This window comes from Streptococcus vulneris, assembly GCF_019218685.1.
GTDB classification, from domain to species: Bacteria; Bacillota; Bacilli; order Lactobacillales; family Streptococcaceae; genus Streptococcus; species Streptococcus vulneris.
Map to the genome: position 1 here is coordinate 336352 of NZ_JAHUZC010000001.1, position 22102 is coordinate 358453.

Sequence of the window (22102 nt, forward strand, 5' to 3'; positions counted from 1 at the left end):
CAGAGACGACCTCTGGATTCTTTTTACATCTGTTTTAAACGTTCAATCCGTTCTGAGATAGGTGGGTGGGTATAAAAGAGTTTTTGGAACCCTCCACCTTTCTTGGGATCATTGATATAAAGTGCACTGCTGGCATCATCGACAGGACGACTCATCGGTTTACTATTATCCAACTTACGTAGAGCATTAATCATCCCTTGAGGATTGCGGGTCAACTCGACACTAGAAGCATCAGCTAGAAATTCCCTCTGACGAGAAATAGCTAGTTGCACCAAGGTTGCAGCGAGAGGTGCCAGCACAATAGCTAGTAGGGAAACCACGAGCATAATGATTTCAAGACCATTTCCATCTCGATCATCATCACTTCGTCTGCGACCTGCTCCACCCCACCACATCATACGACCTGCCATACTAGAAAGCATGGTGATAGCACTGGCAAGGGCAACAGCAATAGTCGAAATGCGGATATCGTAGTTACGAATATGACTGACTTCATGTCCCATAACAGCTTCTAGTTCTTCACGATTCATGATAGCTAGGAGACCTGACGTCGCAGCAACCGCCGCATTTTGAGGGTTAGAACCTGTCGCAAAGGCATTTAAGGCTGAATCATCAATGATGAAAACACGAGGCATAGGAATCTGAGCCACCATAGCCATATCTTCCACTACATGGTAGAGGTCTGGTGCCATTTGCTCATCAACCTCACGCGCTCCATTCATGGACATGACAATCTCTGTCGATTGAAAAATCATGGACAAGGCATAGATAAAGCCGATAATCAGTGCGATAACCAAACCACCAAGCCCAGACCGCATAAAGAGGTAACCAACCGCATAGCCAACAAGAGATAAGAGTAGGAAAAATACCAGCAATAAAATCCACGTTTTTCGTTTATTGCTTGCAATTTGATCAAACAACATCTTAGTCACCTAAACCGCTAAAATCAACCTTAGGAACTGCCTTTTCCTCTTCTGGAGTTTGAAGGAAATCTGCTGCTTTAAATCCAAACATTCCAGCGATAATATTGGTTGGGAAAGTTTCTAATTTTACATTGTAGTTGCTGACAACACTGTTGTAGAGTTGACGAGAGTAAGAAATTTTATTTTCTGTGTTTGTCAACTCCTCTTGCAATTTAACAAAGTTGGCACTAGCTTTCAAATCTGGATAGCTTTCTGCAACTGCAAAAATACCTGAAACCTGACGAGTAAGGGCATCACTAGCTTTCATAGCTTCTGCTGGTGAAGTCGCTGCCGCCACTTGGTTACGTAGTTCTGCCACCTTTTCAAGGGTAGAACCTTCATATTTGGCATAACCTTTTACAGTCTCAATCAAGTTTGGCAAGAGGTCATTTCGACGTTTCAACTGAACATCAATCTGACTCCAAGCCTCCTTTGTTTGCATACGATTCTTAACCAAACCGTTATAGCTAACAATCACAAAAATAACAATAAGAGCTAAAACTCCAAGAATAATCCAAGTCATGATATAAGTCCTTTCTGCTTTTAGATTAGTACCAGTATATCAAATTTTTAATGATTGTGGTAAAATAAGATGATACTAAAGAAGGAAAAAACTATGAAACCAGAAACATTTTACAACTTGCTTGCCGAGCAAAATCTTTCACTTTCGGACCAGCAAAAAAAACAATTTGAACGTTATTTTGAACTCTTGGTCGAGTGGAATGAGAAGATTAATTTGACGGCTATTACAGATAAGGAAGAAGTTTATCTCAAACATTTTTACGATTCGATTGCACCCATTCTTCAAGACTTGATTCCCAATGAAACTATCAAACTGCTTGATATCGGGGCTGGGGCAGGATTTCCTAGTCTACCAATGAAAATCCTCTATCCTCAGTTAGATGTGACCATCATTGATTCACTCAATAAGCGCATCAACTTCCTCCAACTTTTGGCTCAAGAACTGGATTTAGACGATGTTCATTTCTACCATGGACGTGCCGAAGATTTTGCCCAAGACAAAAACTTCCGTGCTCAATATGATTTTGTAACGGCTCGTGCGGTTGCCCGTATGCAAGTCCTATCTGAATTAACTATTCCCTACCTTAAAGTTGGTGGAAAACTATTGGCACTCAAGGCCAGCAATGCATCTGAGGAGTTATTAGAAGCTAAGAATGCCCTCAACCTCCTTTTTAGTAAAGTAGAAGACAATCTCAGCTACGCCCTACCAAATGGAGATCCACGTTACATCACAGTGGTAGAAAAGAAAAAGGAAACGCCAAATAAATATCCACGTAAGGCTGGCATGCCCAATAAACGCCCACTTTAAATTTTTTAGTAAAAAATATTTACAAAGTTCGGAATTTCTGCTATACTATCACAAGCAAAGGTTTTTAATGTCATCCCGTGAGGTGACGAAGACGCAGAAATATTTAAAATTCTTTAAAGTCTAGATTTTAGAGAAGTCTTACTCTGAGGGCCTATTGCTGTAAAATAATGGGCTCTTTTTTGATGCCCAAAAGTGAGGTTTATATGAAACAAGAATCAACTGTTGATTTGTTACTAGACGTTGACCAACGTCCTTCGGCTGGAAAAGGAATTCTCCTTAGTTTCCAACACGTTTTCGCCATGTTTGGTGCGACCATCTTGGTACCCTTGATTTTGGGAATGCCTGTATCTGTTGCCCTTTTTGCTTCAGGTGTCGGGACACTCATCTATATGATTTCAACCGGTTTTAAAGTTCCCGTTTATCTAGGTTCTTCATTTGCCTTTATCACAGCAATGTCACTGGCTATGAAAGAAATGGGTGGTGATGTATCTGCTGCTCAAACAGGGGTTATCTTGACTGGTTTAGTCTATGTCCTTGTGGCTGCAAGTGTTCGTTTTGCGGGTACAAAATGGATTGATAAACTCTTGCCACCAATCATCATCGGACCTATGATCATCGTTATCGGTCTTGGACTTGCAGGTTCAGCTGTTACTAACGCTGGTCTTGTAGCGGATGGAAATTGGAAAAATGCTCTTGTAGCCGTTGTTACTTTCTTGATTGCTGCCTTTATCAATACAAAAGGAAAAGGCTTCCTACGAATCATTCCATTTCTCTTTGCCATTATCGGTGGTTACCTCTTCGCACTAACTCTTGGATTGGTTGACTTTACACCAGTTCTTAAAGCTAACTGGTTCGAGATTCCTGGTTTCTACTTGCCATTTAGCACAGGTGGTGCCTTTAAAGAGTACAATCTTTACTTTGGTCCAGAAACCATCGCCATCTTGCCAATCGCTATCGTAACAATTTCTGAGCATATCGGAGACCATACTGTTTTGGGTCAAATCTGTGGCCGTCAATTCTTGAAAGAACCAGGTCTTCACCGTACTCTTCTTGGTGACGGTATCGCAACTTCAGTTTCTGCCTTCCTTGGTGGACCAGCCAATACAACTTATGGAGAAAATACCGGGGTTATCGGTATGACCCGTATCGCTTCTGTCTCAGTTATCCGTAACGCTGCCTTCATCGCGATTGCCCTTAGCTTCCTTGGTAAATTCACTGCCTTGATTTCAACCATTCCAAATGCTGTACTTGGTGGTATGTCAATCCTTCTCTATGGGGTTATCGCCAGCAACGGTTTGAAAGTCTTGATTAAAGAACGTGTTGATTTCGCTCAAATGCGTAACCTAATCATCGCAAGTGCTATGTTGGTACTTGGACTTGGAGGAGCTATCCTTAAACTTGGTCCAGTTACCCTTTCAGGTACTGCCCTATCAGCCATGACAGGAATCATCTTGAACTTAATCTTGCCATACGAAAATAAAGACTAAACGTCTTGACACAAAAAGTCCGCTCAGACAACTGAGTGGACTTTTCTAATTTTTAAGTCCCCCAAGCAACCAATAGATAGATCAGGCTAGAACCAAACATATCTGCTAAAGCATGCATGAGAAAGAATGGAAGGAGATTTTTAATTTTATATTTGTATAAGAAATAATAGAATAAGCCATAAACTACACCGATTACCAAAGCCCATACTAATCCTTGATAGGTGTGGAAGGAAATACGAATACTAGTAGAATAAATCAAAATCAACCACTTGTGTTTTTCCTTCACTGAAGTTAACAAACCTAGAAAGAAAAACTCTTCATAAAATCCATTTAGCAAGGCATAGGCAATCGCTATCGGGCTGAGAGCTAAGAACTTCCCTATTATTTGCGTGAAATCTATATAGCCAAAAAGGTCTGGATTAAAGTAATTATACTTACCAGTGAGAGTTGTAACCAAGTCTCCAAACAATCCCACTAAAGCAAATATAAATGGAACCCAAAAGATAATGGACCAATTCCAGTGAATAGGAAGCTGTTTAAAATCATAATTTCGAATCAAAAGATAGAGTAAGGTCACAGCCAGTAATATAGTTTGCAGGGTAAAATTACTAAAATAAGCAGCACCTTCGCTTGCAGCCTGTCTAACTGTCCCTTCTGTACTTGATGCACCCGTTGGAAACGTATTTGCTAAAAATAGCTCGGTTGAACGAATTATAAACTGACCAAACATTATGATCGTAATAATCACAATGTCAAACCATCTCAAGTATTTTTGAGGTTTAGATGGATGTATTTTTTTAAAAATATTCATATTTTCTCCAGGTATTCTATACTCATATAAATATTTTAAGAAAAAAGGCTTAAACTTTTATAAAATTTCATTAATTCATTTAGATTTAAAGACGTTTACTAGTAAAAATAACCCCTCTTTAAGAGTGGCTATCATCTACTTTCATTTTTTGTTTATTTCTCTAACAATAAATCTTTCAAAGAAATCAGAGTTACTGCAATTAATATCATTGCCATACCAAGAAAATCAATAGGATAAAATTGTTCATTCATGATTAGGAAGGCAAAGAATACCGCCGAGATTGGCTCAATTGAAGCCAACAAGCTTGACTTGACCGGTCCTATCAGACTGGTTCCTTTAAGGAAAGCTGTATAGGCAAAGACAGTCCCGATAAGAATAATGCCCGCAAAAGCGAGGAGAAAATCAAGACTAGTTGGGATAACAGTCTGTAGAACTCCTGTAAAAGGAAGAGCGACCAAACCTGCTATGACCATTCCCACACCAATGACCAAACTACTCCCCCACTTCTTAATCAAGGATATGGGCAAAATGATATAAAGTGCGTAAGTCAGAGCAGAAAAGAGACCCCAGAACAGGCCTGCAGGTGTCATGGATAACTGGTCAAATTGCCCATGAGTTGCAATCAGGAAGGTCCCTCCAATGGCTAATATGATTGAAATAATCTCTCCCAGTGTCGGTGCCACCTTATCTTTGATACAGCTATAAATCAAAATCCCGACAGGACAAACATACTGAAGCACAGTCGCTGTTCCTGCATTGGTCTCCTGAATAGCAGTTAGATAGGCGAATTGGTTGAGGAAGAGACCAATTAGAGCAAAAATAAGAAGAGACAGCAAACTCTTTCTATCCTTTAAAAAGGCCAGCATTCTATCCTTTGCAGTAGCATAAGCCAAGACTATGAGAATCCCACCGGCGATTAAAAGTCGTAAGTTAGTTAAAACCAGAGACGAAATTCCATGTGCCATCAGGTATTGGCCACTCGTTCCTGACAAGCCCCAAGCAATCCCAGCCACAACTGTTAATAGAGTCCCTTTTAAACTGTTTGACATGTCTCTCCTTACTCTTCTTTGCGAATCAAGTCCATCACTTGATTGCGGTCTACAATCCATTGAGCCCTCTCATCCTTTTCATAGGTACGATTCGATAGGAAAATAGCCGCTTCTTGCTTCTGGCGATTCCACATGATAAAGGTACCTGTATAGCCCGTATGGTCTAACCAATCTCCTTCCAAATTCCATGCCAAAGAACGTTCCTTGTCATCCAAAGGAGAAAAATTTTGACTCAAATCTCTTGCAAAATCATCTGCTAAATAATGCTCTAAAAAGATTTGTAAATCCTTTACAGTAGAAAATAAACCAGCACTACCTGCATGTCTGCCCAGAAGGCGAGCTTTGGGATCATGTACCAGACCTGCCTCGACACCTCTAACTGTTGTAACAGCAAGCTCAACAGGCCCAAACTGGGTATCCGCCATTCCCCAAAGATTCCAGACTTGCTCCTGTAAAATCACATCCAAGTCTTGATTAAAGATTCTTTCCAAGATAAAACCTAACAGCAAAAAATGGACATCCGAATAAAGAAAGGCAGGCTGACTTCGTCTGTTGAGATGAAACATAGCTTCCTTTAATTCAGGTGCTGTTAAAAGATCACGATTGGGAATAAACGGATCAAGGTCTGTAGCGTGAGTCAAGAGCTGGCGAATAGTGATGTCTGGATAATCACTCTCTGGTAAAAAATCTGTTACCGGTCTGTCAATATCTAATTGACCTTTTTCCAACAAGAAGGTAAAAACGGTACCAACCCCAATAACCTTGCTGACACTGGCTAGGTCATAAACTAGTCCTGCCTCAGTATCCAAGCCATGCTCTGGGTCACTCTGGCCTAAATAGAACTCCGTCCATTGATTGTCCTTAAAATATGCAAAAGAGGCTCCGGGATAGATCCCTGCCTCGATTTGTTCTTCTATTTTTTTAATAATCTTGGTCCACTTCATACTTCTTCAAACCACAATTCAACATTATTTCTATCTTTACCAAGGAAGAATTTTTCAGACTTAGGAATAAAATATTCGGTAGACTCAAACTTCTGGCGAAGACTTGCTATATCTAGTTCACTGACCAAGAACTTGAGCATCGATAAGTCCCAAGTAGCCGTATTGTCCACAGTCAAATCTTGACCCTGAGCTGGGATAAAATCAAGTGACTCCCCAATTTCAGATAGTTCCAAAAAAGTATCTACATCCGTTGGGAGGTGTAATTCCATAGAAATCTCAAATTTACTTAAAGAAATTGATTCCGAATCTGTTTGAAATTCAGGATTTTCTTCTACTTCAACTAGACTTTCTCTATCATCTTCCGCATGAATCAAAATCAAATCATCTTCGGGTGAAAAAATTTCAAAAGCGTATCCATTCTGTCCCTTATATAATTTATGAATCGAATTTGTTTTAGATAAGAGTCCTTCAATTTCTAAGGGATTTTCCACCTTGACAATCAATCTAGCTAGTTTCTTTCTTCCCTCTACCTTACGAGTGCGCATACTTGGAGCTTCTTCTAAAATCAGCTTTTCTAGACCTGTTTGATCACCTAGTGACAGAAAGGCTGATTCTTCTAACAAGGCCTTCATGCCAAGAGTTTCAATATAAAATGTTTCATTTAATTTTCTATTATTAACTTTTAAAGTAGGAATAATCCGTACAATCTGATTTACATTCATAAATTCCTCCAACTCTTTTATTTTAAAGGATTTTAGAATTTTTTACAAGAAATTATGCTCAGATTTACCTTTTTTTCGTAAAATTTCATCTAAAAAACCGAGGATTTCCTCGGTTTCAATTTCTTATAGGTAAAGGAATTTGAAGATAGCTACTGCCGCAATTGCTGCTGCGATAGGTGCTACTACTGGTACCCAAGAATACCACCATTTTGAATCACCTTTGTGCTCACCAAGAACTGATTTTGGAAGGAAAGCATGAAGGAGACGTGGTCCCAAGTCACGGGCTGGGTTCAAGGCAGGCCCTGTAGGTCCACCAAGTGATGTTACCAAAGCCATAACAAGGAATCCAAGTGCCAAGTGAGCAATTCCAAGACCAGAAGTCATAAATGGCGCTACTTGTTCTTTAGCTTGGTCAAGTGCTGCTGTTACTTGTTCTTGAGGAATTGTTTGACCTTGAGTAGTTGCTTGTGCAACTTGAGCATTGATAGCAGCTTGTGCTTTTGATACTAGTTCGGCACCAAAGAAGTTTTTAGTCATACCAAGGGCTGCAAAGAAAAGAACAAATGAACCGACAAACTCGTTTACAAAACCATTAACAGTTGCTGCAAAATGTGATTCTTTTGTACCATTATCCAAACTTGAAATTGTTGAGAAAGTACCCAAGATGTTGTTTGGATTTTCAGTTTTCAAGTAGTATGGGCGGTGTGTTGCCACAACCAAGGCTTGACCAAAGATAGCACCCAAAACTTGTGCGATGATATAAGGTGCAACTTGTGCCCAAGGGAAGAGACCGCTGATCGCAAGTCCAAGAGTGAAGGCTGGGTTAATGTGGTTACCAGATACGTTACCAAACATCAATGCTGGGATCATAACCCCCATACCATAACCAACAGCGATAACGATCCAGCCACTTTGGTGACCTTTCGTACCTTTAAGTTCAACGTTGGCAACTGCACCATTTCCAAGAATGATCAAAATAGCAGTGGCCAAAAATTCAGTGGCATATTTAATTGCCCATGTGAAATCCATTTGATAGATTCTCCTTAAAATTTTTTAGACAATCCTTATTCTATCAATTTTTATATCTTTTAGCAACAGGTTTTCTAAAAGAATGTATGAGAAAGCGGTTTTATTTCTCTTGTTAAAATAAAAGGATTAAGGAGGTGCATTTCCTTAATCCGAGAGTTCTTATTCTTGACGTTGTCCGAAATCTGCAATCATCTGCTCCATTTCTTGTCGACTCGGAGTTGTCAGCATATAAAGGTAATCTCCTTGAAGTTCCGCAAAGGCTGCTGGCATGATTTTTTTAACCTTGAACTGATGGCTGTATTTGGCAAGCAAGTCCTCCTCAGAATAAACATAGTGAGCATTTGCACGACGGGATGTAGCTAAACAATATTGAGCTTCAAATTCTGACACTGGGAACTCTTCTCCTGCTACAATAGCAGCATATCCACGATAGAGGTCCAAGGAATGGGCAAAGTTATAAACATCAATAGTGAAACCACCTGCAGGGCGGTTATTGTACTCAATGGCGATGTAATCATCCCCTTCACGGAAGAACTCAATATGGAAGAACCGTTCTTTCATACCAAATTCCTTGACAATCGCTTCACCATACTTGCGAAGTTTAGGATCCATGTCCTTAAGAACATAGTAGGAATTGTCCATCTTGTAAATCATAAGATCCAGAGGTGTATAGGCGTAATCAAAGGTTGTTGAGAAGACAATTTTACCATCCTTGTCCACAACACCATCAAAGGTACAAATTTCGCTAGAGGTGACAAATTTCTCAAAGAAATAAACAGTTGAATGATCCCACTCAGTCTTGAAGTGATTGATATCGTCTTCTGTCTCAAGCTTAAAGGTTGCGGCTGCTCCCACTCCATTATCAGGTTTGGCAATCATTGGCAGGCCGATTTCGTTCACTGCTTGATCAACATCTGCTTCCGTCTTGATAACAGCTCCAGGGACCACAGGAACACCTGCTTTTTTGAAAAGCTTCTTCATTTCAGACTTAAATTTCGTCTTTTTGAGATCCTCTGGTTTGGCACCAAAGACATTGAATTGTTCTCTGAGTGTTGCATCCAGCTCAAGCCAGTATTCATTGTGGGATTCAATACGGTCAATCGGGCCATGTTTATAAAAGAGAAAAGCAACTGCACGTTTGACTTCGTCTATGTTCTCAAGATTGTCAACACGGAAATATTCGGTTAGGCTATTGCGTAAAGGTTCATCCAATTGCTCGTATGGTTCTTGACCGATTCCCAAGACTGTGATTCCTTTATTAGCTAGCTCAATTGTAAACTGTTGAAAATTTTGCGGATAGTAGGGAGAAATAACAAGGTAATTCATAGATAACTCCTTTTATAAATAGAGATTGCCAAGGAAATAAGGCATTTGTTTGCGCCACCATTCCCAGTCATGGGCGACATCGTGTCCCCATTCAGCAAACCAGGCTGGAATTTGTTTCTGGTCAAAGGCTTCTTTAAGTTTGTAAAAAGATGGTAAACCGTCTTGTTCCCAGGCTCCAAGACCCGTACACAGCACAATCTCTGCCTGACGGTAACGATCGATAAACCATCCGTCATTCTGATTCCAGATATAATCTACTGGCGAGTTTTGATAAATAGCATCGTCATTGTAGTAATCGCCAACAAAGAAACGTGCGTCGTAAACACCACTAAGAGCAATCACCTTTGTAAAAACATCTGGATGCTGGAGAAAAAAGTTGACTGCATGGTAGGCGCCCATCGAGCAACCTGTCGTCATCATGCCATCAAACCAACCTGTCTTATGCTTGATAAAAGGAATAGCCTCTTCAATCACATAGCGTTCATAGGCACGATGCATTTCCGCTTGGTCGTGCCCATTTTTCCAAGTGGCCAACCAGCTCTCACTGTCTACACTGGATAGGGTAAAGAACTGAACACGGCCTTCCTCGATAAAGGAAGCACAAGCATCAACCATGCCAAAATCATAGTATTCGTTGTGACTACCACCTGATGAAGCAAAGACCACAACTGGAATCCCAGCATGTCCATAACGATTAAGGTACATTTCACGGTTAAGATTACCACTCCAGTGGCTAAGGTTTTCAATATGCATTGGCTTTCTCCTTTCTTACTTTACCATTTTTCTGCAAAAAAACTTAGACAGTCTGGTAAATTTTCTGACCAAGGGATTTCACTATGGATGGCACCAGACTGAACTTTCAAGACAAGATTATCTAAGTGTACCCCACCTGCTATCAAATCATGGTAATACCTAAGAGACGAATCGATATAGGCTTGTTTGATATTACCAGCCATCAGGGTCTTGTCCGTATCATCTGCTTCTTCTGTTCCAACATAGATAAAGATACGCTGGTCGGGCGATAGTTTCTTGCGTTCAATATAGCGGTTAAAGGCTTCTTGATGGAGCCAGTTAGCAGATGAAAAGACCCCTAGACAACCAATCTGGTCTTGGTATTCCAAACCGATAAACTGGGTAATATTGCCGCCTAGTGAGGAACCAATCATAGCCGTATGCTGGCGGTCAGCTTTGGTACGGTAGGTCTCATCGATAAAAGGTTTGACCACCTCCATGATAAACTCAGAATATTCCACACCCTTACCGCCAAACTGCTGCCCCGGAATAGGAGATTCTTGGAACTTCCAAGCCGCATACTCATTCATCCGCCCCATACCATCATTATCAATAGCAACGACAATCATGCGACTGATATCAGGATTACGCTTAATAGCTGGGATAATCTTCCATGAATGGCCAATGAAAGACTCCTTGCTATAAAAAACATTTTGCCCATCATGAAAGTAAACAACAGGATAGGAACGATCCGTGTCTTTCTCATAATCTTTAGGCAAAAGAACACGTACACGGCGTTCCTTACCTGTATAAGGAACCTTGAGTTTGTGTTCTTTCATTTTTAAATAAAAGTAGGATTGATTCATTGTCAGAAAACTCTCTATATTCAAAATTTTATTTTATTATATCACAATTTAAGAAAAAAAGTCAGTTTTGCTTCCATTTTTGGATTAAAAACTAACTTTTTCATTTAATTTTCTAAATTCTTTTGGATTTTCTGATTAGAGCAGATTATCAATCAAGTCATCAACTTCATCTTTTTCAACCTGCGGTGTGATCTCAGTAATCATAATCCCTGCCACTGCTCGCTCAACTAAAGCTTCAACATCCATGCGTGCTTCATACTGCTCTGCATTCTTAATCTTAGGATTTGTTTTTGGACGATCTGGTGCAAAAATGGTACAACAGTCTTCAAATGGCTGGATAGAAATTTCAAAGGTGTCAATTTCCTGAGCAATGTCAATGATTTCCAACTTATCCATTGTCACAACTGGACGGATGATGGGAGTGTTGGTAACTGCATTGATAGCCTGCATGCTCTCCAAGGTTTGGCTGGCCACTTGACCTAGGCTTTCCCCATTGATGATAACTAAACCATTTCGTACCTCACGAATACGGTCGGTAATCCTCATCATAAAGCGACGAGTTAGAGTCATCAAGTAAGCTTCTGGCGCTTTAGCCTTGATTTCCTCTTGAATCTCTGTAAAAGGAACTTCGATAAACTGGATATTTCCACCAAACTTGGTTAATTTACGGGTCAAATCTTGGGCTTTTTTTAGTGCACCAGGACTCGTGTAAGGTGGGCTGGCAAAATGAACAGCCTCAATATCTACCCCACGCTTAAGCGCTAGATAACCAGCTACAGGTGAATCAATTCCTCCCGACAACATAAGCATACCTTTACCTGAAGTTCCAACTGGCAAACCACCAGCCCCACGAATAGTTTCATAAGAAAGATAGGCTGCTTCTTCACGGATTTCCACTTGGAGATTGATATCAGGACTTTTCATTTGAGCTTGTACGTTTGGAATGGCTTCAAATACAGCCCCTCCAAGTGTTTGATTGAGTTCACGACTATCCAACTCAAAGTTGTGGTCGCTACGCTTGCTAGAAATTTTAAAGGTCATGCCATCCTTGTAGATGTCCTGCATAATCTCTTGGACAGAAGACTTCAGAACTTCTACAGATTTTTCAACCTTATAAACAGGGGAAAAGTTTTGAATTCCAAAAACTTGTTTGAGCGATTCTGCTACTGCTGTGTAATCTGCTCCATTGAGGTAAGCGTGGGCACGGTCGCGATCTGCTGTTACCTTAACTTGGGGATAGATAGACAAAACGTCTGAAATATTATTGCGAAGTTTATTGATGAAACGCATACGGTTTTTACCCTTGGTTGACAGCTCTCCGTAGCGAATCATAATTTCTGAATACTGCATGAATGCTCCTATCTTACTTTTCTAGTTTGATTGTAAATCAATTTTAACTTGGTCAAAAACTGCTCAACCTGACTCATATCATTTTCAAGGTCTAGGCTTAGACGCACAGCTGACTGAGCCTTATCTTTATCCACTCCCATAGCAATCAAGGTACCTGCAGGTTTCCCAGCCTTGGACGAACAAGCAGAGGTCGTTGAGATGAAAATATCATAGTCTTCAAAGGCGTGAACAATGACTTCACCTCGAACACCTTTGATTCCAAAAGTCAGGATATGAGGGGCAAAGTCTTCCTCATCTGAAAAGACAAAAATATCTGGATAGTCCAGAAGGGCTTGACGAATCACTGTCTTCATCTGTCCAGTCTTACTAGTAAAGATATCTAGCTTTTCCATAGACAAGCGGAGAGCCTTGGCTGTCGCTGCAATCCCTGCCACATTTTCAGTTGTCGAACGATAATCTCGCTCCTGACCACCACCAGTCAACAGAGGCGTAATCTTCTTGCCAGACTTGATATAGACAAATCCAACACCTCGAACTCCGTGAAACTTGTGACCAGAGAAAGTCGCGAAATCCACTCGATCAGTCAAATATTTTTCAGTCGAAATCTTGGCAAGCGCCTGAACCGCATCAACGTGGAAGGAAATAGTCGGCTTATCTGCCAAGAGTTCTGAAATAGCCTCAATAGGTTGAATCGAGCCAATTTCATTGTTCACAGCCATGACGGAAACGAGGGTCGTATCAGGTCTTATCAAATCTGCTAGTGCCTCAACATCCACAAATCCTTTGTTATCAACTGGAGCAAAATCCACTTCAAAACCTTGAGATTTCAACCAAAGGGCTGACTCTTTGACTGCTGGATGTTCAATGGCTGATACAATGATGTGCTTTCCAAACTGAGCCTTTTCAAAGGCCACACCCTTGATGACCCAGTTATCTCCTTCTGTTCCACCAGAAGTAAAGAAGATTTCATCACTTTTCTTACCGATTAAATCTGCAATCTGTTGGCGAGAAGCATCTAAGATTCGTGTTGCCTGGTCTCCCAAACGATGGAGACTAGATGGATTTCCTAAAATTTTTGAAGCGACCTGCATATAAGTTTCAAGTGCTTCAGGATAAGGCTTGGTCGTCGCCGAATTATCAAAGTAAATCATGTTTTCTCACGCTTTCTAAAATCACTCCCTCTATTGTATCATGAAACGGAGCTTGCGACAAGAAAGGGCAATTCCTCTTTTTTTAAGATTTTTTTAAAGAAATGCGGTATAATAAATTTTAATCAAAGGAGAGAATGTATGTCTAATTATCGTAGAACTTCAAAACCAAAAACAGAACACATCAAAAAAGGCTTTACGGTCTTTCAAAAAACTGTTGCCACTATCGGTAGTATCCTTGGCTTAATTACCGCAAGTATCACGATTATGAACGCCTTGGATAATAACAAAAATACTAAAAAAGAACCTACGACAAGCCAGACGACAACCATTGTCAAAGAAATTCAAAAGGAATCCCCTCAGGAAAACACTAGTCCCAATAAGGAAAATAACACTTCTCAAGAAAAAACACAACAAGAAGAAACACAACAAGAAGAAACACCAAAATCTAGCGTCAAGGAAGAAAAAAAAGAAGAGCAGAAAACAGCAACTCAAGACTCTACTACACCTGCCACAAGTAAACCTACTACTGAAAATGAAAAACAGTCCAATAGTCCAACTTCGGAAAATAAAACTAATCAATAATCACTAAAATAGCTTCCCTCCAAACTTGGAAAGAAGCTATTTTTTATTGTTGCAATACTTTTCTTGGTTTGGTACCTTCAGCTGGACCGATGACACCTGCCATCTCAAGCTCTTCCATGAGACGGGTCGCACGGTTAAATCCAACTGACAAACGACGCTGAATCATAGATGCGCTGGCTTTCTGAGTTTCGATAACCAAAGCCTTGGCTTCCTCAAAAAGCGGATCTCCACCAGTTTCACCATCTGAAAATTCACCTTCATTTTCAGAAACCTCACCTGGATCAAAACTCTCATCGTAGTCCGCATCTGCCTGAGCCTTGATAAAGTTTACGATGCGTTCAACATCATCATCCGAGATAAAGGATCCTTGGAGACGAACTGGATGATTTTCATCAATCGGTTTAAAGAGCATGTCCCCTCGGCCAAGTAGTTTCTCAGCTCCATTTTCATCCAAGATAGTACGGGAGTCTGTCCCTGATGAAACCGCAAAAGCCACTCGAGATGGGACATTGGCCTTGATCAGACCAGAAATGACATCAACCGATGGACGCTGGGTTGCAAGAATCATGTGGATACCTGCAGCCCGCGCCTTCTGCCCAAGACGAATGATGGCATCTTCCACTTCCTTGCTGGCCACCATCATAAGGTCAGCCAACTCATCCACAATCACGACAATAAGCGGTAGCGGAATTTGCTTGTACTCAGACTGGGCATTGAACTCTTCTACCTTGGCATTAAAGCCTGCAATATTCCGAACTCCTACCTTGGCAAAGAGTTCATAACGATTTTCCATTTCATCCACAACCTTTTGCAGAGCCTTACTGGCTTTGCGTGGATTGGTCACAACTGGAATCAAGAGGTGGGGAATGTCATTGTAAACAGACAACTCAACCATCTTAGGATCGACCATCATAAATTTAACTTGGTCAGGTCTCGCCTTCATGAGGATGCTAGCGATAATGCCGTTAACAGCTACTGACTTCCCTGAACCCGTTGAACCTGCAACTAGCAAGTGGGGCATCTTGGAAAGGTCAAAAGCTCTTGCGGTGCCATTAACTGCCTTTCCTAGAGGAATTTCTAAGAGATTTTCTGCTTTCGTTTGAGATTGTTCCCATAGTTCGCGGAAGGATACCGTCGCAATCTCAGAGTTAGGAACCTCAATCCCGACTAAGGATTTACCAGGTATTGGAGCCTCAATCCGGACATCCTTGGCTGCCAAGGCTAGAGCGAGGTCATCTGCTAGATTGGAAATGCGGTTAACCCGTACACCGACTGCTGGCTTGACTTCATACTTGGTCACTGACGGCCCAATTTCAGCCCGTTCAACCGTTACCTTAATACCAAAACTAGCAAAAGTTTCTTCTAGGATTTTGATGTTTTCACGAACGATTTTCTTCTCTTTCGACTGGTCTTTTGGTTTATCTGGGGCAAAGAGTTGTAAGCTTGGAAGTTTGTATTCAAGGGCTTCCTTTGCTGAAAAATCGACCTGAACATCTTCGTCATCAGAGCCATCTCCCTGTTCAGTGAATTCAAGTTCAGCTTGAGGCAAGATGATCTCTGGTTCTACCCACTCTTCTTCTGGAACAGGTGGAACGTCAAGCACAACATCTTCTGTAAGAATTTCACCCGTTTCCATATCAACAGGAGGCATATCGAGTAAGGCTTTTTCAGCCTCTTCTTTTTCTAATCTAGCCTCTTCCTCAGCCTTTTGACGAGCTTTTTCTTCTTGTTTGACAAAGCGTTCCTCTTTTCGACGCTCATGCCCTTCTCGCCATTTGGCAAAGCCTCTACTGAAAAATTCAGCAATATCGTAAACAGACCAAGGACTGACTAGGAGAGCACCCACTAAAATCAAGATAGAACCAATAAAGTAAGTACCGATATTTGAGAAGAGAAAGGCTGTTGGCACATAGAGTCCAACACCAATCAAGCCTCCACCAGCAAAACTGGTCGTTCGAAAACCAGTCAAATCAGTCACAACCTGAGCCATGGTTCCTTTTAAGACCGACTTGTCCAAACCATATTTCCAAACTAAGTAGGCCTCAAAAATCAAGAGCAAACCTGCAAATATGGTGAAAAAGCCAGATAGGAGCCCTTCCTGTTTTCGTATCCACTTGAAGAAGAAGAGATAGAGCAGGATACCAAATATTGCCAGATAAGCTAGGCTACCCACTAGCAAGCGAATTAAATTGTAAAGGGTTATACCTGCAGCCCCTAATTTGAAGGCTGCGAAAATCAATAAAAGGGCGATTCCTAACGAAATCAACATTCGTTGAATCGCTTCTTTTCTTTCGAGTTCTGCTTTAGACGGTCTCCGTCTTGTTTTACTTGTATTCTTGTTTGCCATTCTTCTATTATACCATATTTCACAGGCATTTCGGAAAGAGAAAAAGACTGCACCAAACGGTCCAATCTTTTTATTTTCTATCTAATTTTTATGCTTGTGGTTTGCGTAGGTAACCATAGACCACACCACTTACAATTGCTCCTACCAAGACAGAAACGAGGTAAAGGAGAGCATTTGAAGTAAGGGCGATAACGAAGATTCCTCCGTGTGGCGCCATGAGTTTGATACCAGTAAGACCAACGAGGCCACCTGCTACTGCTGAACCAAGGATGAAGCTTGGGATCGCACGAGCTGGGTCAGCGGCACCAAATGGAATTGCTCCCTCAGTGATAAATGACAAGCCCATGATAATGTTTGTCAAACCAGAGTTGCGTTCTTCTTTAGTAAATTTGTCTTTAAAGAGAAGAGTTGCGACAAAGATTGCAAGTGGTGGTACCATTCCTCCAGCCATAACTGCTGCCATAGCCACAGAACCACCTGAAGAAACAGTCGCTGCAAGCGTACCTGTACCAAATACATAAGCCGCTTTGTTAACTGGTCCACCCATGTCAACAGCCATCATTCCACCAAGGACGATACCGAGAAGGACAGCTGAACCACCTCCAAGACCGCCTAGGAAGTCATTCATAGCAGTGTTGATTGCTGCCATCGGGATGTTAACAGCTAGCATGACAAATCCTGTCAAGATTGTCCCAAGAAGTGGCAAGAGAAGGATTGATTTTGCACCTTCAAGTGAACGAGGAACTTTAACGTATTTCTTGATAGCAAGAACTAAAGCACCTGCGATAAATCCACCAACAAGGGCACCTAGGAAACCAGATGAGACACCTGCAAGAGTTGAAGTTGCTTCACCACCTGCGGCATAAGGAATTTTACCAAAGGCAAAACCTTCTTTGGCAATAGCACCAGCCACGAAACCTGCTACCAAACCTGGTTTTTCAGCGATAGAGTAGGCAACATAACCTGCAAAGACTGGAAGCATCAAACCAAAGGCAGCTCCACCAATTTTCATGAACATAGAAGCTAGCTCATGGTAGGAACCAAGATTACCAAGATTTTCATTTGGAACACCCAAAGCACCGTCAATCAAGAAGGCAAGGGCAATCATGATACCACCGCCAATAACAAATGGCAACATTTGCGATACACCACTCATCAAGTGTTTGTAGAAGGCACCACCAAGGCTTTGTTTTTCGTTAGAGGCTGTTGTAGCTTTTGTTCCATTAGCAGCACGATAAACTTCAGCATCTCCTGAAAGAGCCAAGTTAATTAACTCTTCTGTTTTACGGATACCGTCAGCAACCGGACGATTGATCAATGGTTTGCCATCGAAACGATCCATTTCAACTGCCTTGTCTGCTGCGATGATAACAGCTTTAGCCTTGCGGATGTCCTCTGCAGTTAGTTGGTTACCAACACCACTGGCACCGTTAGTTTCGACCTTGATCCCAACACCCATTTCAGCAGCCACTTTTTGAAGGGCTTCTTGAGCCATGTAAGTGTGGGCAATACCTGTTGTACAAGCTGTAACGGCTACGATAAAGTCACCAGTTTCATTAGCAGGTACTTGAACAGGCTCTTCAGTTTTTTCTGAAGCTTGGTCAAAAAGTTCGATAACTTGGTCAGCTGATGTTGCTTGACGAAGTTTGTCAGCAAAACCGTCTTTCATCAAGTATTGAGACAATTCTGCCAAGGCTGCCAAGTGAGTGTCATTGGCACCTTCTGGAGCTGCAATCATAAAGAAGAGGTCAGTTGCTTGCCCATCCAAGCTCTCATAATCAACACCCTTATTTGACTTAGCAAAGAGAACTGTCGCTTCTTTGACAGCAGAGTTCTTGCTGTGTGGCATAGCAATTCCGTCACCCAAACCAGTAGAAGTCAAGGCTTCACGTGCCAAAATGCCTTCTTTAAAAGTTTCAAAATCTGACACATAACCGTGGTCTGTCAAACTTTTAATCATCTCGTCGATGACAGCTGTTTTTTCAGTTGCCTGCAAATCCAGCAACATGACATCTTTTCTCAATAGGTCTTGAATTTTCATCGTTTTTCTACCTCAACTTTTTCATATGTTTCTTTAATAAATTCTGCTGTTGCCAAGTCATCTGAGAAGGTCGTTGCTGTTCCACAAGCAACTCCCCATTTGAAGGCTTCTACTGCGTCTTTTGATTTGACAAATTCACCTGTGAATCCAGCAACCATAGAATCACCAGCCCCCACTGAATTTTTCACTGTTCCCTTAATAGGTTTTGCAAAGTAAGTTCCCTCAGATGTAACAAGAAGGGCACCGTCACCAGCCATAGAGATAATAACGTTTTGAGCACCTTTAGCCAGTAACTGACGAGCATAGTTCTCGATTTCATCTAAACTTTCGAGTTTAACCCCAAAAATAGCTCCAAGTTCGTGATTATTTGGTTTAACCAAAAGTGGCTGATAGTCCAAACTATCAATCAAGGTCTGTCCTTCAAAGTCACAGACTACTTGCGCACCAGTCTTGCGCGTCAAGGCAATCAAATCCTTGTAGATGACATTGCCTAGATTTTTAGCACTTGAACCCGCAAATACAACCGTGTCTTCTGCAGTCAAACTAGACAAAATAGCTTTCAATTCTTCTAGCTGAGCTGGTTCCACATTTGGACCCGTTCCGTTGATTTCTGTTTCTTGTTCTGCTTTGATTTTAACATTGATACGAGTATCTTCTGCCACTTGGACAAAACATGTCTCGATTTCTTCCTCTGCAAGGGTATCTGTGATAAATTTACCAGTAAAGCCTCCGATAAATCCCGTCGCTGTATTTGGTATATCCAAACGTTTCAAGACACGGCTGACATTGATTCCTTTCCCACCAGCAAACTTATCATCACTGTCCATACGATTGACACTACCAACTTGGACTTGGTCCAAACGAACGATATAATCAATAGATGGATTGAGTGTGACTGTATAAATCATACTTCTATTACCTCCGTTTTCTCCTTAATAGCCTGCAAGAGCTCATGCCCTTGACTTGTGATAACAATAGCGCGTTTGAGTGGTGCTACCTTGGCAAAGCAAGTTTGTCCAATTTTTGATGAATCCACTAAGACGTAGGTCTGTTTAGCATTCTCCAAAATAGCACGCTTCACAGCTCCCTCTTCCATATCAGGAGTCGTATAATAACCATCGTCCACACCATTCATCCCGATAAAGGCACGGTCAAAGTGCAATTGGTTAATCTGGTTAAGAGCAACGCCCCCGATGCTAGCATCCGTCGCCATCTTGACACTACCTCCAACCATGACAGTTGGAATCTGCTTTTCAACCAACTGAGCAGCATGGTGAATCGAGTTGGTCACGACCGTAACATTCTTATTGACCAATTCATGAATCAAAAAAGCAGTTGTTGTTCCTGCATCGATAAAGATGACATCTTGTTCCTTAATGAGAGAGGCTGCTTTCTGAGCCAACAACTTCTTCTCTTGAAGGTTTTTGACCGATTTTTCTTGAATGGTTTCTTCTTCCTGCAAGGAATGGGGCAATTCTGCTCCACCATGCACGCGACGAAGCTTGTTTTCCGCTTCCAACTCATCCAAGTCTCTTCGAACCGTTGATTCTGAGGTCTCTAGCAAACTAACTAATTTTTCTAGAGAAACTACATGATGTTGATTTAACTCCTCTAGAATCAGTTGCTTCCGCTCTGTTTTTAACACTGAATCACCTCCTGTTATCGTTTACACTATTCATTCTATCACACCTTCTTTCAAAGTCAAGCATTTTTTATCATTTTCTTTCAATATCTATCATTTTTCTTATTTCCAGAATTTTTATTGCAAGATAGGGGCCTTTATGGTAGACTATTTGAGTAAGTATTGGAAGATTACTCAAGAGGCTTAAGAGGCCGTGTTGGAAACGCGGTAGGCGTGTAACAGCGTGCGTGGGTTCGAATCCCATGTCTTCCGTTTATTTTAAAAAAGATACCCAAGAAATCTTGGGTATCTTTTTTCTTATATGCTTGTTTTATAACTCGGGTGAATTTCTTAGAAAATATCAAATAACAATTTCACATTGAGAATTGTTAAGATAATGGAAACGATATAGCCAAGGATGGTATTCCATTTGGCATTGGTAAATTCTCCCATCAGTGATTTCTTAGAAGTTAGATAAATCAGTGGGAAGATTGAAAATGGAAGAGCAATCGAAAGAAAGACTTGTGAATAAACCAATAACTGATCCAATGTTTTTTCCTGATGACCAAACAGAACCGCTACAATCATGACAGGCAACAAGGCAAAGAGACGAGTTGCCAAACGAATGAACCATTGAGGTAATCTCATATGCAAGAAACCTTCCATAACGATTTGTCCAGTCAAGGTACCCGTAATCGTCGAATTTTGACCACTGGCTAATAAAGCCAAGGCAAACAAGGTTGATAAGGTCGAGCTAGCTATAGCTCCTGCAATAGTAGAATCCTGCAAGGCATTATACATTTGAGAGAAGGCAGAAATCTCAGATGCATGGCCGAAAAAGAGAGCCGCCCCGAGAATTAATAGAAGGGAGTTAACCACAAAGGCCAAGGATAATTGGAGATTTGAATCCCAGGTCATAAAGCGCACGGCTTTTCGAACATCATTCTTGTCCTTGTGATTGATTTTCCGAGTTTGAGACAAGGAAGAATGCAAATAGAGGTTATGGGGCATAACCGTTGCTCCCACGATCCCTAGTGCCAAGGTTAATTGACTTTCATGCCCTGACAAGGGACTTTCAAATAAGGTTGCATTCGGTAGATAACCCTCAACGATTCCTTGGAAGCTTGGATGTGACAAAGCTACCAGATAGGTAAAAATTGCTAGAATGGTTAAAATCAGTGTTGTCACAATAGCTTCAATCTTCTTAAAGCCAAATTTCATCAGAAGCAATAAGAGAAAAACATCCAACACAGTCAAGAGAATTGCTATCATAATCGGAATCTTAAAGAGAAGATTGAGAGCAATCGCTGAACCTAGAACTTCTGCCAGATCTGTCGCCATCAAGGCTAATTCTAAAATCACCCATAGACTATAACGAAGCCATTTAGGTGAATGATGAGCCGTTGCTTGAGCCAGGTCCATCTGGGTTACAATACCAAGCTTTCCTGCCATCTGCTGAAGTTGCATGGCAATGAGAGATGAAATCAAGATAACAAACAAGAGACTATACTTATAGGAAGCACCACCGACTACACTGGTAATCCAGTTTCCTGGATCCATATAACCAACTGCGACAAGAGCACCCGGACCTAAAAAGGCATTTAAATTTTGCCAGAAATGATTGTTATTTGGAGTATCGATAGATTGATTAATCTCAGAGAGTGACACTTTTTTATGAGAAGACATAGATACTTACCTCTTTCTAAACCTACTTTTTCATTATTTTCTATTAGAGAAAAATAAGATTGACTT

Annotated in this window: 20 protein-coding genes and 1 tRNA gene; 4 read left to right on the forward strand and 17 right to left on the reverse strand. The window is 41.1% G+C overall.

Translation table 11 applies throughout. The features are described 5' to 3' along the window. Nucleotides 1-23: 23 nt before the first annotated feature. Complete coding sequence (htpX, locus tag KUA57_RS01685) at nucleotides 24-923, reverse strand: zinc metalloprotease HtpX (protein WP_061864037.1); 900 nt, start codon at nucleotides 921-923, stop codon at nucleotides 24-26. A gap of 1 nt (nucleotide 924) precedes the next feature. After that, nucleotides 925-1485 carry a LemA family protein gene (locus KUA57_RS01690; RefSeq protein WP_218493548.1) on the reverse strand — a complete coding sequence of 187 codons (561 nt, stop codon included), beginning with the start codon at nucleotides 1483-1485 and terminating at the stop codon, nucleotides 925-927. Nucleotides 1486-1578: 93 nt separating this feature from the next. On the opposite strand from KUA57_RS01690, the gene rsmG reads away from it, so the two are divergent. Continuing rightward, entirely contained in the window at nucleotides 1579-2292 is a 714-nt protein-coding gene (gene rsmG, locus KUA57_RS01695; protein ID WP_218493549.1) for a 16S rRNA (guanine(527)-N(7))-methyltransferase RsmG, read from the forward strand. A 203-nt stretch (nucleotides 2293-2495) separates the two neighbouring features. Next, the gene (locus tag KUA57_RS01700) at nucleotides 2496-3779 is read left to right on the forward strand and encodes a uracil-xanthine permease family protein (RefSeq protein WP_031237775.1); all 1284 of its coding nucleotides are present in this window, start codon (nucleotides 2496-2498) and stop codon (nucleotides 3777-3779) included. Nucleotides 3780-3831: 52 nt separating this feature from the next. Here KUA57_RS01700 and KUA57_RS01705 read toward each other — a convergent pair whose 3' ends face one another. The 10 genes from KUA57_RS01705 to KUA57_RS01750 all read right to left on the reverse strand — a co-directional run bounded on the left by KUA57_RS01705 (nucleotide 3832) and on the right by KUA57_RS01750 (nucleotide 13759). After that, nucleotides 3832-4590 carry a CPBP family intramembrane glutamic endopeptidase gene (locus KUA57_RS01705; protein ID WP_061864036.1) on the reverse strand — a complete coding sequence of 253 codons (759 nt, stop codon included), beginning with the start codon at nucleotides 4588-4590 and terminating at the stop codon, nucleotides 3832-3834. 152 nt (nucleotides 4591-4742) lie between these two features. Further along, nucleotides 4743-5639 (reverse strand): DMT family transporter, encoded by an 897-nt coding sequence (locus tag KUA57_RS01710; RefSeq protein WP_218493550.1) that lies wholly within the window; start codon nucleotides 5637-5639, stop codon nucleotides 4743-4745. Between the two features lie 8 nt (nucleotides 5640-5647). Next, entirely contained in the window at nucleotides 5648-6583 is a 936-nt protein-coding gene (locus KUA57_RS01715) for a serine hydrolase domain-containing protein (RefSeq protein WP_218493551.1), read from the reverse strand. Further along, the gene (locus KUA57_RS01720) at nucleotides 6580-7305 is read right to left on the reverse strand and encodes a CppA N-terminal domain-containing protein (protein WP_061864035.1); all 726 of its coding nucleotides are present in this window, start codon (nucleotides 7303-7305) and stop codon (nucleotides 6580-6582) included. Before KUA57_RS01720 ends, KUA57_RS01715 begins: the two co-directional genes overlap by 4 nt. Nucleotides 7306-7428: 123 nt before the next feature. Beyond that, nucleotides 7429-8334, reverse strand: coding sequence for an aquaglyceroporin Gla (gene gla, locus KUA57_RS01725; RefSeq protein WP_000348094.1), 906 nt, complete (start codon nucleotides 8332-8334; stop codon nucleotides 7429-7431). A gap of 159 nt (nucleotides 8335-8493) precedes the next feature. Beyond that, nucleotides 8494-9660, reverse strand: a complete 1167-nt coding sequence (locus KUA57_RS01730; RefSeq protein ID WP_061864034.1) for an ATP-grasp domain-containing protein — start codon at nucleotides 9658-9660, stop codon at nucleotides 8494-8496. Nucleotides 9661-9672: 12 nt separating this feature from the next. Continuing rightward, the gene (locus KUA57_RS01735; RefSeq protein ID WP_061864033.1) at nucleotides 9673-10413 is read right to left on the reverse strand and encodes an esterase family protein; all 741 of its coding nucleotides are present in this window, start codon (nucleotides 10411-10413) and stop codon (nucleotides 9673-9675) included. Between the two features lie 20 nt (nucleotides 10414-10433). Then, nucleotides 10434-11258, reverse strand: coding sequence for an alpha/beta hydrolase (locus KUA57_RS01740; RefSeq protein WP_218493552.1), 825 nt, complete (start codon nucleotides 11256-11258; stop codon nucleotides 10434-10436). 135 nt (nucleotides 11259-11393) lie between these two features. After that, on the reverse strand, nucleotides 11394-12608 hold the full coding sequence (gene thiI / locus KUA57_RS01745) for a tRNA uracil 4-sulfurtransferase ThiI (protein ID WP_125447019.1): 1215 nt from the start codon (nucleotides 12606-12608) through the stop codon (nucleotides 11394-11396). An 8-nt stretch (nucleotides 12609-12616) separates the two neighbouring features. Then, nucleotides 12617-13759, reverse strand: a complete 1143-nt coding sequence (locus KUA57_RS01750) for a cysteine desulfurase family protein (protein WP_061864031.1) — start codon at nucleotides 13757-13759, stop codon at nucleotides 12617-12619. A gap of 138 nt (nucleotides 13760-13897) precedes the next feature. Here KUA57_RS01750 and KUA57_RS01755 point away from each other — a divergent pair, with 138 nt between their 5' ends. Next, nucleotides 13898-14341 (forward strand): DUF6556 family protein, encoded by a 444-nt coding sequence (locus tag KUA57_RS01755; protein WP_218493553.1) that lies wholly within the window; start codon nucleotides 13898-13900, stop codon nucleotides 14339-14341. Nucleotides 14342-14384: 43 nt separating this feature from the next. Here KUA57_RS01755 and KUA57_RS01760 read toward each other — a convergent pair whose 3' ends face one another. The 4 genes from KUA57_RS01760 to KUA57_RS01775 all read right to left on the reverse strand — a co-directional run bounded on the left by KUA57_RS01760 (nucleotide 14385) and on the right by KUA57_RS01775 (nucleotide 20374). Continuing rightward, nucleotides 14385-16688 (reverse strand): DNA translocase FtsK, encoded by a 2304-nt coding sequence (locus KUA57_RS01760; protein ID WP_348982496.1) that lies wholly within the window; start codon nucleotides 16686-16688, stop codon nucleotides 14385-14387. Nucleotides 16689-16776: 88 nt separating this feature from the next. Next, on the reverse strand, nucleotides 16777-18729 hold the full coding sequence (locus KUA57_RS01765; protein WP_218493554.1) for a fructose-specific PTS transporter subunit EIIC: 1953 nt from the start codon (nucleotides 18727-18729) through the stop codon (nucleotides 16777-16779). Next, nucleotides 18726-19637 carry a 1-phosphofructokinase gene (gene pfkB, locus KUA57_RS01770; protein ID WP_218493555.1) on the reverse strand — a complete coding sequence of 304 codons (912 nt, stop codon included), beginning with the start codon at nucleotides 19635-19637 and terminating at the stop codon, nucleotides 18726-18728. Before pfkB ends, KUA57_RS01765 begins: the two co-directional genes overlap by 4 nt. After that, on the reverse strand, nucleotides 19634-20374 hold the full coding sequence (locus tag KUA57_RS01775; RefSeq protein WP_000920654.1) for a DeoR/GlpR family DNA-binding transcription regulator: 741 nt from the start codon (nucleotides 20372-20374) through the stop codon (nucleotides 19634-19636). The genes pfkB and KUA57_RS01775 overlap by 4 nt, the downstream gene beginning before the upstream one ends. A 161-nt stretch (nucleotides 20375-20535) precedes the next feature. Between KUA57_RS01775 and KUA57_RS01780 the strand changes: the two genes are divergently transcribed. Further along, a tRNA-Ser gene (locus tag KUA57_RS01780) sits at nucleotides 20536-20623 on the forward strand. A 78-nt stretch (nucleotides 20624-20701) separates the two neighbouring features. Here KUA57_RS01780 and KUA57_RS01785 read toward each other — a convergent pair. After that, a complete protein-coding gene (locus KUA57_RS01785) occupies nucleotides 20702-22036 on the reverse strand; it encodes an Nramp family divalent metal transporter (protein WP_125447010.1) in 1335 nt (444 codons plus the stop codon). Nucleotides 22037-22102 lie beyond the last annotated feature (66 nt).